Source organism: Cellulomonas shaoxiangyii (genome assembly GCF_004798685.1).
In the GTDB taxonomy this organism is placed as follows: Bacteria; Actinomycetota; Actinomycetes; order Actinomycetales; family Cellulomonadaceae; genus Cellulomonas; species Cellulomonas shaoxiangyii.
Map to the genome: position 1 here is coordinate 1,502,931 of NZ_CP039291.1, position 9,589 is coordinate 1,512,519.

17 protein-coding genes are annotated in these 9,589 nt (G+C 70.7%); all 17 read right to left on the minus strand.

The window, feature by feature from the left end:
- Positions 1 to 2 precede the first annotated feature (2 nt).
- A complete protein-coding gene (locus E5225_RS06800) occupies positions 3 to 365 on the minus strand; it encodes a hypothetical protein (protein ID WP_135974235.1) in 363 nt (120 codons plus the stop codon).
- Positions 365 to 697, minus strand: a complete 333-nt coding sequence (locus E5225_RS06805; protein WP_135974234.1) for a head-tail adaptor protein — start codon at positions 695 to 697, stop codon at positions 365 to 367. Before E5225_RS06805 ends, E5225_RS06800 begins: the two co-directional genes overlap by 1 nt.
- The gene (locus E5225_RS06810; protein WP_135974233.1) at positions 697 to 1,161 is read right to left on the minus strand and encodes a hypothetical protein; all 465 of its coding nucleotides are present in this window, start codon (positions 1,159 to 1,161) and stop codon (positions 697 to 699) included. The genes E5225_RS06805 and E5225_RS06810 overlap by 1 nt, the downstream gene beginning before the upstream one ends.
- Positions 1,162 to 1,177: 16 nt before the next feature.
- Positions 1,178 to 1,339, minus strand: a complete 162-nt coding sequence (locus E5225_RS17465) for a DUF7302 family protein (RefSeq protein ID WP_166436000.1) — start codon at positions 1,337 to 1,339, stop codon at positions 1,178 to 1,180.
- A complete protein-coding gene (locus E5225_RS06815; protein WP_135974232.1) occupies positions 1,339 to 2,250 on the minus strand; it encodes a phage major capsid family protein in 912 nt (303 codons plus the stop codon). Before E5225_RS06815 ends, E5225_RS17465 begins: the two co-directional genes overlap by 1 nt.
- A 15-nt stretch (positions 2,251 to 2,265) precedes the next feature.
- A complete protein-coding gene (locus E5225_RS06820) occupies positions 2,266 to 2,754 on the minus strand; it encodes a hypothetical protein (protein WP_135974231.1) in 489 nt (162 codons plus the stop codon).
- 67 nt (positions 2,755 to 2,821) lie between these two features.
- Complete coding sequence (locus E5225_RS06825; protein WP_135974230.1) at positions 2,822 to 3,514, minus strand: VG15 protein; 693 nt, start codon at positions 3,512 to 3,514, stop codon at positions 2,822 to 2,824.
- The gene (locus tag E5225_RS06830) at positions 3,498 to 4,919 is read right to left on the minus strand and encodes a phage portal protein (RefSeq protein ID WP_208012582.1); all 1,422 of its coding nucleotides are present in this window, start codon (positions 4,917 to 4,919) and stop codon (positions 3,498 to 3,500) included. Before E5225_RS06830 ends, E5225_RS06825 begins: the two co-directional genes overlap by 17 nt.
- On the minus strand, positions 4,916 to 5,722 hold the full coding sequence (locus E5225_RS06835; protein WP_136225368.1) for a hypothetical protein: 807 nt from the start codon (positions 5,720 to 5,722) through the stop codon (positions 4,916 to 4,918). The genes E5225_RS06830 and E5225_RS06835 overlap by 4 nt, the downstream gene beginning before the upstream one ends.
- A 28-nt stretch (positions 5,723 to 5,750) precedes the next feature.
- Complete coding sequence (locus E5225_RS06840; protein WP_167306014.1) at positions 5,751 to 6,422, minus strand: P-loop NTPase family protein; 672 nt, start codon at positions 6,420 to 6,422, stop codon at positions 5,751 to 5,753.
- On the minus strand, positions 6,367 to 6,654 hold the full coding sequence (locus tag E5225_RS06845) for a hypothetical protein (RefSeq protein WP_208012581.1): 288 nt from the start codon (positions 6,652 to 6,654) through the stop codon (positions 6,367 to 6,369). Before E5225_RS06845 ends, E5225_RS06840 begins: the two co-directional genes overlap by 56 nt.
- Complete coding sequence (locus tag E5225_RS18265; RefSeq protein ID WP_208012580.1) at positions 6,602 to 7,141, minus strand: HNH endonuclease; 540 nt, start codon at positions 7,139 to 7,141, stop codon at positions 6,602 to 6,604. The genes E5225_RS06845 and E5225_RS18265 overlap by 53 nt, the downstream gene beginning before the upstream one ends.
- A 63-nt stretch (positions 7,142 to 7,204) precedes the next feature.
- Entirely contained in the window at positions 7,205 to 7,645 is a 441-nt protein-coding gene (locus E5225_RS18270) for an HNH endonuclease signature motif containing protein (RefSeq protein ID WP_425267385.1), read from the minus strand.
- Positions 7,646 to 7,710: 65 nt separating this feature from the next.
- On the minus strand, positions 7,711 to 7,860 hold the full coding sequence (locus tag E5225_RS17470; RefSeq protein WP_166435998.1) for a hypothetical protein: 150 nt from the start codon (positions 7,858 to 7,860) through the stop codon (positions 7,711 to 7,713).
- Between the two features lie 311 nt (positions 7,861 to 8,171).
- Positions 8,172 to 8,906, minus strand: coding sequence for a hypothetical protein (locus E5225_RS06860; RefSeq protein ID WP_136225374.1), 735 nt, complete (start codon positions 8,904 to 8,906; stop codon positions 8,172 to 8,174).
- The gene (locus tag E5225_RS06865; protein WP_135974893.1) at positions 8,903 to 9,133 is read right to left on the minus strand and encodes a hypothetical protein; all 231 of its coding nucleotides are present in this window, start codon (positions 9,131 to 9,133) and stop codon (positions 8,903 to 8,905) included. The genes E5225_RS06860 and E5225_RS06865 overlap by 4 nt, the downstream gene beginning before the upstream one ends.
- Positions 9,130 to 9,519 carry a hypothetical protein gene (locus tag E5225_RS06870; protein WP_135974895.1) on the minus strand — a complete coding sequence of 130 codons (390 nt, stop codon included), beginning with the start codon at positions 9,517 to 9,519 and terminating at the stop codon, positions 9,130 to 9,132. Before E5225_RS06870 ends, E5225_RS06865 begins: the two co-directional genes overlap by 4 nt.
- Positions 9,520 to 9,589 lie beyond the last annotated feature (70 nt).

A 9,589-nucleotide genomic window follows, 5' to 3' on the forward strand; every position in this document is an offset into this window, starting at 1 on the left:
CGCTACTCCTCGCGGTCTTCCATCGCCTGGATCTGCCGCTCGTGGCGCCGCTCGGCACGCCGAACTCGGGCGCGCTCCCGCGACCTGGCGCGCGCCTTGCCCTTTGCGGAGCGGGACAGCACACCGGACCGCGCTTCGATTACCAACGCCTTGCGGTCTGTCGCCACCACCCGGACCACCGCGCGATCCGTGGTCGCGTCGACAATTCGGAGCGACGCCTTGTACGCGCCCGTGTCCTCCGGGGCGATGCGCTGCGCCTCGGCGAGTATCGGGCGAGCCTCCTCGCGCAGGGCGGCGCGCACGCCAGCCGAGTTGAGCACGTCGCGCATGCCCGGCGAGTTCAGCTTGATCTTCGGCCGCGCCATCAGCCCTCCACTCGCTGCAGCGTGACGACCAGGCCGCCGAGCGAGGATCCCCACGGGGAGCGCCAGTCGGCGGGCTCGCCGTCGACCGCGTACTCGCGGCCGCGGACCCGGACGCGATCCCGGGCCGTGATGTCGGGCCAGGACTTGGGGAAGTAGAGCGACGGCTTGATCGTGACGGACTCGCGGCCGACCTCGGTGGACTCGCGGGACGCCTGCTCGGGCGCGAAGAACGCGCCCGGGATCGCCGTCTCGGTGGTGGTCTCGACGGGGTTGCCGTAGGGGTCGACGCCCGTAGCGACGTCGCGCAGCCGGACCACGATCTCGCCGGCCATCACCCCACCTCGTAGATCGGCTCCCCGGCGATGTCCACGCCGCAGGAGCAGTAGGTGGCGCCGAACGCCAGCGAGCACCAGGGCAGGTGCGCACAGCCGGAGCCCACCGTGTCGACGGCGAACGCGTGACCCTTCTCGCCGCTCGAGCACAGCCCCTGGAGCTGGGTGATCTCGCTCGGCCAGAACATCGCCTTGCGCGGCTGGCGGGTGTCGAGCGTGTGCCCGAACGGGCCGCTCTGCTCCTGTGAGACGGCGCCCGTACCCGCCTCGTTCCACCGCAGCACGGCGCCGCGGAGGATCGCCTTGGCGGCGGCGCGCCGAGGGTCGTCGGTCGGGAGGTTGACGAGACAGGGGGCAGTGAGGACGGCCATCGCCTCGGCGTCCTCGATCATCGCCGCGGCCTTCGCCGGGGCGATGTCGGGAGCGAACGGTACGAGGTCCGCCGGGATGATGAGCTGGGCCATCCTCACCGCCTCCTAGTCACTCGTCGTCGGATGCGGCCTTGGCGGTCGCCTTGCGCGTCCGGCGCGCCGGCTTCGCGCCATCGCCATCCGAGGCTCGGAAGCCCTGGGCAGCGAGGCGCTCGGCCTTCTCCTCGGACACGTCGACGGTGGCCCCGTTGGGGGCGATCAGGCGGACCATCAGACGTCCGCGGTGGCGTTCTGGACCTTGGCGAACGCGTTCAGGTCCGCGATGCCCCAGCCGTAGACGACCTCGGCGCGGAACGCGACCTGGTTGTTGCGCTTGAGGTCACCGCCGCCGTCCGGGTCGCCGTACTCGATGATCTCGAGGCCGATGGCGCGCTGGATGCCCCACCGGACCGCGGAGAAGTCGCCGACGATCGCCTTGAGGTTCGTCGCCGTCGACGCGACGCCGACGGCGCCGACCGTCCGGGACACCGACGCGCGGTGGCCGTCGAGCTCGGACACGGCGGTCGAGAGCTGGAAGTTGGGGTACAGCTTCTGCTCGGAGCCCGAGCCGCGCGCGGTCGAGAAGCCGGCCGCGAAGGACGGGTCGAGCGCGACGTCGCGCGGCACGTACCCGTCGGCCAGGACGAGGGTGTCGGCGGCGTCGAGGTACGTGTACGGCTTCACCGGCGGGGTGTCGTCCGTCTCCACGACGTTCGTGGTGTTGACGAGGCGCTGGGTCATCGCGGCGACCGCGGTGCCGCTCGTGGGGTTGATGCCGTGGATGACGCCGTAGTCCAGCGCGCGCGAGAGGGCCGGCTGGATCAGGTTCAGCACCTGCTCCACGACGTCGATGACGTCGTCCTCGTCGGCCCACATGACCTCGTTCGTCCAGCGGACGGTCTTGTGGAACTTGAACGGCGTCGCGGTCACGGAGGTAGGGACGATGGTCGACCCGCCCTTGTTCGCGCCCTCGGCGACGTACTCCGCCTCGCCGATGTCGAACGTCATGGACTGGCCCGGCCCGAACTTCATGGGGATCGAGTCGGACAGGGCGGCGATGACGGAGCCGGACTGGACCTTGCCCAGCCAGGGGTCGAGCTTCTGCGGGGGGAGGACGAAGCTCCCCGTGGTCAGAGCGGGCATGGTGATCTCCTCGGATCAGTCGCGCTTGATGAGCTGCCGGGCGAACTCGCGCATGGGGTCGTCGCCGGCAGTGGTGGGGGTACGCCCCGCGAACGGGTCGCGGTTGGCGGTCTTGGTGCGACGCTCGGCGAGCCTCTCGGCCTGCTTGGTGAGCGTGTCCTCGTCCGTTGCGGTGAGGAACAGGTCGGCGTCCTCGTCGGCGATGCCGAACTTGGCCTGGATGCGGGCGCGCAGGGCGCCCGACCGTGTGGCCTCGAGCTCGCGCTCGAGTGCCGCGATCCGGCTGGCAGCCTTCTCCGCCTCCGACAGGTTGGCCTGCTCGATCTCGTCGAGCCTGGCCGCCTTGGCGCGGAGGTCGTCGTAGTCCCCGAACTGGGCCTTGGTGCGCGCGACGCGCTCACCGATGATCCGGTTGAGGTCTTCCTGGGAGGTGATCGGCTTGAAGCCGCCCGCGGGCTGCTCCTCGCCGGTCGGCTGCTGCTCGGTCGTCGAGTCGTCCGCCATCGTTCTTCTCCTGGGTGAGCCGTCCGTTGACCGCCGGACGTGGGCGTACCCCGGTGATCCCGGGAAGTCAGTCGGCGTAGTCGCCGATGGCGCGCTGGATCAGCGCGTTGTGTCGCTCTCGCTGCTGTGGACTCATGCCCGTGGTGCGCTGTGACGCGTCGTAGAGCCGGACGTCGACCTCGGGGGCGTCCGCGTCCCACGAGGGGGCAGCGGCGCAGTTGCATGAGCCGTGAGAGGCGAAGTGCGCGGTCGCCTCGCGGTACACGGCGCCGCGGCCGGCGAGCATCCGGCAGAAGGAACAGGCGCCGGGGCGGGTGATTCGCTTCCATCCGACGGCTTGCGGGTCGCGGTCCGTGGCGCGTGCGATCGTGTCGCGCGGGGCCGCCAGCACGTACTTGCCCGTGGCCGCCAGGAGCGTCGTCAGGGCGTCGGCAGGCGTGTCCGTGAACAGGGCGCCGGCCGCGCGTCGTACCGTCGGCTCCGTGGCCGCCAGGTACGGCGACGCGAGCGCTGTGGCGCGGTACGCACCGCTGACGCCTGCCGCCGCTCGCTGGACGTCGTACCACTCGGCCGCGAACTGCGCCGCATCCATCCCGTAGCGCCGCACGAGCTCCGGGACGAACGCCAGCAGCAGATCGCGGGACCGCTCGGGCTGGGACAGGTTGAGCATCCCGAAGAACCCGCGCAGATCACGCTCGACGAGGGCGCGGATGCCGCCTTGTGCGCGTCGCAGGAGCTCTGCGTCAGCCGGTGACACCATCAGCGGGAGCCTCCTGCCCGGCGACCCTCACCAGCGCGTCGAGACGCGACAGGGACTGTGCGCGCTGACGCTCGGCCAGCGCACGGCTGATCTGCTGCTCGGACAGGCCCAGCAGCTCGAGACCGACCTCCGTCTCAGCGAGCCACGGGACCGCGGCCACCTGCTTGCCGCCCGCGTCTGCCTGAGCCGCCCGGGAGATGTACCGCGGGTCACGCCACTTGCAGTCGATGGACCGGAACGCCTCGGGAACCTCGTCGAGACCCCCGCGCATCGCCATCGCGATCGGCACCACGTGACGCAGCGCCGGCGACAGCTCGTCGACCGTGCCCTCAGCCTCCGCGATGAGTTCGTACTGGCTCGCGTCGTAGGACTCCGCCGACGTCGGGTTCGCGAAGTCAGTGATCGCGACCGACGAGTCCGGCAGCGAGTACTCACGCGCGACGAGCTTGGAGTAGGTGTTCAGCGCCTTGAGGTGCGGCTCCGGAGAGGCGGCGTCGAACTTTTTGACGTCCGCACGCGCCAGGGCGTCGTCACGGTCCGCGTCGTCGGGGATACCCTTGATGCGACCGAGCCGCTGGGCCCACTCGGGCATCGGCGTGCCGTCCGCGTTGCGGAAGATCGACGGGTCAGCGCCGAGCATCCAGAACTCGGGGTAGGCGTAGACGTCCATGTGGCCCTCGAGGCGCACCAGGGCGCGTCCTGCGGCGTCCTGGAAGCCACGAGCGGCACGGGTGATCCGGGTGCGCCCCATCGGCTTACGCAGGCGCGGGCGGTACACCAGGGGAGCGGCCGGCACGCCGAACGGGTGCTCGGAGTACTCGACGATCTCCCACTTGCCGTCCACGATCTGCGCCGCGATGGTCACACCATCGAGCAGCAGGGTCAGCGCCGTCACGCGCTCCTTGTCGCGCGCCCGGACGATGAGCAGGTTGTCCAGGCCGCGCGTCACAGGGTTGCGCTCACCGGTCGCGTCGAGAGCGGAGTAGAAGTGCACGAGACCCTGCGCGCCGTCGTCGACACCGTTGGACGCCACAGCGAACGACAAGCCGTGGATCAGGGTGTCCGTGATCGCCTGGTTGACCTCGGAGCCGAGGCGGTTCGTGTCCCACACCTCGCGGTACCCGAAGTCATCGAGGTTGCCGTCCGACCAGACCATGCGCTCGAGGTTGCAGCGGCGACCCAGGCTGTCGACGCCCTTCGCGGCCCAGCCCAGGACCAGGCCCAGGCGGTAGTACTGCTCGGGCACGATGCCGCCGTGCATCTTGCGCAGCGTGCGCTCGGCCTCGTAGTACGCCTCGAGCAGACGGTTCCGGCGCGAGAAACGATCGAGCTGGCCCAGGAGCCCCGTCGCGAGATCGTTCGTCTCGTCATCGACGTCAGGCAGTCGGATGGTCTGCGAGATCACGCCACCACCCCCACCCTGTTGCCCGATGTCCGGTTGCCAGAGGTGCGCCCCTGACCCGTCGGCCGCTTGCCGGCCACTACCGCGTGCCTCGCGAGGGTCACTGCATCCAGTGACGTGACGTCACCCTCCGGCGTCGTTGAGGCCCAGCCCCAGCCGCCGGCGTTGCCGATCTTGCGCTTACCGGCCGCACGCACCGCGGCGTCGAGGCCGGGCTGCGCGAGGTGGGTCAGGTCGCGCTCCTGGATCGCACGGAGCATCCCCGCGTGAGCCGTGATCGCCTCGTCCACCGTCACGAGGTGGATCCGGCGGCGAGGTACACCCGCGGCCACCAACTCGTTCGCCAGGTCACCCGCGCCCGCCTTGCCGTCGAGGACGATGTGACCCTTGCGCCAGCGTTCTGCGAGCCACTGGACCAGGGGCGCCGTGCCGTCCGCCATGAGAGAGACACCCAGGGCCTCGACGTGCACGGGGCCGTCGTCGGGACGCAGTGCAACTGCGGCACCAACGCGCTCGCCGTCCGCGGAGAACTTCACCGCGTAGGCCAGGCTGCCGTTCGTGGGGGCGTCGGCCGCTGCCATGGCCAGGTCGTCCCAGTCGTCCAGGTTGATGATGCCGGGAGTCTTCGTGTCGCTGTCCCAGATGCCCAGCGCCTCGCGGTCGAAGTCGCCCGGGCCTGTGAGGAGCTTGTGTAGGCGGTTGATCGCCTTGTCGTTCGTGCGCAGCGGGTAGGACGGGTTCGCCTTCGCCCGCTGCGCCTTGTCGTCCCACTTCGCGCCGGGGTCGGCCGAGAACTCGACGTACACCAGGCCCTCAGACGCGCCCGCCAAGGCGTCACGGCGAATGCTCTTGAAGAACTCCGAGTTGTCCGTCGGCTTTGGGTGGCGTCCCCATCAGGATGACCTGCGGGTTCGTCGCCTGGTTCATCGTCGGGGCGAGGTCCGCCATGGCCTGCTCCGAGAGGATCTGAGCCTCGTCGAGCACCAGCCGGCGGACCTTCGCCACGCCTCGCACCGCACCGGACTCGCGCGCCTTGAACATGATGCGCGAGCCGTTGCGGAACGGGATGCACTCGTTGCCGGCGCCGGTGGTGATCGCGTCGGGGTCGACGTGGGCGCGCATCTGCGGCACCTCGGCCATGGCCTTGAGTGCCATGAACGACTCACGCGTCACCGTGAAGTGGTGAGCCGTCCAGACCGCGAGGGTGCCGGGGTTGATGATGCAGTCGGCGAACAGCAGGCCGCCGATGTCGTACGTCTTACCGGCCTGCCGGCAGATCGAGATGGCGACCGTGTCCGCGGCATAGAGCCCCGCGGCGTTCTTCCCGAGGATGGCGGTGTTCATGTCCGCCTGCCACGGGTCGAACAGGATGCCGACGTTGCGGCAGACCTCGCGCACCGACGGCCACCCCGTCGAGACGATGCCCTCGGGCAGGATCAGGTGGCGAGCCTCAGGAAGCAGGCCATGCCGCGTCTGGGGTGGCCGCGGCGGAGCCGATGTCGTCACCGTTCTCCTCCGCGTCCAGTGCTGCGATCTCGTCTGCGAGGTTCACCAGGCGCAGCGAGAGCGAAGCCATGTCCCGCGGCGGCACTCCGGCATCGAGTTGCTCGGCGATCTTGTCCCGGAGCGCCACGAGCAGGTCGCGGCGACTCGAGGCCGCAGCGCGGGAGATCGCGCCGCCAACCTCAGGCGTGGGCGTCGGCTCCGGGTCGGGAACCGCGCGCAGGCGTGCGGCCATCTGCGGTCACCTCCTCGGGCGGGTCGAGCTGCGCACCGCGGCGTGCGTTACAGCCACGGTGCGCGAGTCTCAGGTTCGAATCCGAGTGGTCAGGCTCCGCCTGGAGCGACCTCGGGATGATGTGGTCCAGCGATGGGGCGGCGTCATCGCGCTGCCGATCGGCCAGCAGGTCGACGGGGTCGCCGCAGATCTGGCAGGTCCATCCGTCGCGCTCGTAGATCGCCAGCCGGCGCTCGAGGGGGATGCCCCACTGAGGACCCCACGCTCCCGACTGTCGCCGGTGCCAGTACGAGTAGTGCGTCGAGCACATCCCTCGCGCCACGGCGGGGCGGTCGCACTCGGTGCAGATACCGAGCTGTCGCGCGCGGTACCAGTCAGCGTCGCGACGCCTGCAGAGGCGGCACTTCGGCTCGGAGGCAGTGGAGCTCGAGCGCCACATCAGCTTCCCGCAGCCACCAGAGCAGGGCAGGTCAGGGCGGTCCACCATGGCCCCTCCTTGGTGGAAAACGGGGGAGGGCGAGGCGTGGAAATGCTCGTGTGTAAATGCTCGCTATGCCAGGAGGGGCGAGCGGCACCCCCGGCCAGGGGGTCCCTCCCCACCCCCGCCGCTGCGTTGGGGCTGCTCGTTCACCAAGCGGCGCGACGTCGGGAAGTCCTCGACGCGAGCAACGTTCACCGGAACGCGCTCGTGGTTGCGCTCCTGGTTGCACGTGCGACACAGGACGCGGAGGTTGTCCGCCCCGTCCCCCCCGCCGTGCTTGTGCTCCACCACGTGGTCTGTCTCGGCTGAGCCGGCGAGCAGTGGTGTGTCGTAGTCCAGCTCCCGCCCGCACCCCCGGTGGCTACCATCCCGGCGGGCGTACCCGGGGCAGTGCGTCAGTCCCCCCCGGCGTGCTTCGGCCAGGACCCGGCGGCGGTTGCGCAGGTAGGTCGCGGTGCCGGTGCGTGATGTCGCCACGCCCGGCCTCCTCGTTGGTCCCGCCCCGAGCACGGCCTCACCGGCCTCGCACCCATCGTTGGCGCCGGGTCCAGGTGCACAGGGCGGGTGTCTGTGGGCTACTCGCGCGCCTCTCGCCCATCGAGCGAGTGGTGCACCATGACGACGCCACCGGGCTCGAAGATCGCGTCGGGCCCGCAGGGGCATCCGTCGCCGTGCTCCTCGTGCTCGATCAGGTCGGCGACCGGGGTGACGTGAACCTCTGCCATCCCGACCCCCTGGTTGTTGGCGTACGGGCTGGCGACTCCCGGAGGAGCGCCAGCAGCACGAGGCACATCGGCGACGGCCCGACTCGCACCGGGCGGCAACGCTGTGGAGACCCCCTGGGCCTCGGGCTGGCGTCGTCGATGGCGGGGTGCCACGAGCAGGCCGGGCGGACCGACCGAACGGGAGAGGTGGCAGCACCTCGCGCTACCGGCCCTGCTCGTGGGCATGACGAAGGCCCCGGTGCTTTCGCTCCGGGGCCTGTCGTCGGGTAGAACCCAACCTACGTGAACCTTAGGATGCAACCGCCCTCACGTCAAGCAGCCGGCACGCGTGTCGCCGCCAGGGTCAGCGCGTCCTCGAACCGGTACAGCGGCTCATCCTCCGAGGCCGGCTTGATCTTCTCCCGCCGCGCCCACGACTGGATCGTCCGGTAGGGCACCTCCATGTCCAGCACCACGAGCGCCGACGCGATCTCGCTGAGCGTCATGAGCCGGTCCTTCAGCGCCTCCCGCACGAACGCCGCCTGGCCCTCCCGCGTGAACTCCTGGCCGCACTCCCGGCACGTCCCGCCGTCCCGGTCCTGGCGCAGGTGGAGCTCGCCGCCGCACCCTGCCCCGTCCTCGCCGACCCCCTGGCATGGGCCGACGTAGTCCGGCGGGGCTGGTCGCTCGAGCGCGCGTCGCACCTTGCTGGCGTACTCCTCCGCCCAGTCGCAGAACGCGAGGGCCGTGCGCTCATCCCCGGCCGTCCAGTGGCCATACCGAGCCGCGACGTCGTACAGCAGCACCGGCATCCGGGACGAGCGCGGCGCCCAGTCCTCGGTCTCGTCGAGCAGCACGTGGCCCAGGGACCGCGCCTCTTCCTCGATCTCGTGCATGAGGTCCGCGACGTGCAGGTCGATGGGCGACGGGTGCTCGCTGCCCCCCGGCATCCCGCTGAGCGCGTTCCCGCCGCCGGGCTGGAGTCGTGCGCGCAGGTCGGTCCAGCGGTCGGCGATGTAGTCCAGGTGGCCCTTCGCCACCAGGGCGTCCTCGGTGGTGATGGTCACTCGCCCTCCTCCTGTCGCCCGTTGAGCACGTTGTCGATCCCCACCCGCAGCAGTCCCACGGTGTGGTGCGCCGGCTGCCCGACGGGTGTCACGTTGTCGTAGCCGTTCACCTCGTCGTCCTCGTCCGTGGTGGCCGCGACGAGCGCCCACCCGATGACGAGCTGGCCGGGGTGCTCGGCCGCCATGTGCTGGCGCACCGCGGCGTCGAGGTCGTCGGTGGTGCTCATCGCTTCACGTCCTCTCGCGTCGGTACGCCATGCACTCGCGCGACCGCGAGGACGGTGGCGCAGGGCCAGTCGGGCGGATCGGCCTCGGGGCCGCTGTAGTCGTCGCCATTGCACGTGGGGTACTCACCGGCGGTCGGCGCGTGCAGATCGAGCACGGCGTCCACCGTGCGGTCCCCGAGTCCGGCCAGCGCAGCCACCATGTCCCGGTCCGCCTGCCTGCGGCGCCCGTGGTAGTCCCGCCAGGCGGCAGCGGCGGCGTTTCGTGCGGCCTTCTCGGCGGGCGTCGGCTCGGCCAGCCCGAACACCAGCGCGGTGTCGCGGCTGATGCGGAATGCCATCTCGTTGCGCCGGAACCCGTCGAACACCTTGCCTCCGGTCTCGCTCATCGGTCCTCCTCGTGCTTCCGCTCGCACTCCCGCGCGAGGGGCTGGATCGGGCTGCCTTGTTCGGGCTGGG

Coding starts and splice junctions, on each gene's coding strand:
- E5225_RS06865 (WP_135974893.1), bottom strand. CDS start 9,133: ATGAGCACCACCGACGACCTCGACGCCGCGGTGCGCCAGCACATGGCG.
- E5225_RS06815 (WP_135974232.1), bottom strand. CDS start 2,250: ATGCCCGCTCTGACCACGGGGAGCTTCGTCCTCCCCCCGCAGAAGCTC.
- E5225_RS06845 (WP_208012581.1), bottom strand. CDS start 6,654: ATGGCCGCACGCCTGCGCGCGGTTCCCGACCCGGAGCCGACGCCCACG.
- E5225_RS06825 (WP_135974230.1), bottom strand. CDS start 3,514: ATGGTGTCACCGGCTGACGCAGAGCTCCTGCGACGCGCACAAGGCGGC.
- E5225_RS06800 (WP_135974235.1), bottom strand. CDS start 365: ATGGCGCGGCCGAAGATCAAGCTGAACTCGCCGGGCATGCGCGACGTG.
- E5225_RS06870 (WP_135974895.1), bottom strand. CDS start 9,519: ATGAGCGAGACCGGAGGCAAGGTGTTCGACGGGTTCCGGCGCAACGAG.
- E5225_RS18265 (WP_208012580.1), bottom strand. CDS start 7,141: ATGGTGGACCGCCCTGACCTGCCCTGCTCTGGTGGCTGCGGGAAGCTG.
- E5225_RS06805 (WP_135974234.1), bottom strand. CDS start 697: ATGGCCGGCGAGATCGTGGTCCGGCTGCGCGACGTCGCTACGGGCGTC.
- E5225_RS17470 (WP_166435998.1), bottom strand. CDS start 7,860: ATGGCAGAGGTTCACGTCACCCCGGTCGCCGACCTGATCGAGCACGAG.
- E5225_RS17465 (WP_166436000.1), bottom strand. CDS start 1,339: ATGGTCCGCCTGATCGCCCCCAACGGGGCCACCGTCGACGTGTCCGAG.
- E5225_RS06820 (WP_135974231.1), bottom strand. CDS start 2,754: ATGGCGGACGACTCGACGACCGAGCAGCAGCCGACCGGCGAGGAGCAG.
- E5225_RS06810 (WP_135974233.1), bottom strand. CDS start 1,161: ATGGCCCAGCTCATCATCCCGGCGGACCTCGTACCGTTCGCTCCCGAC.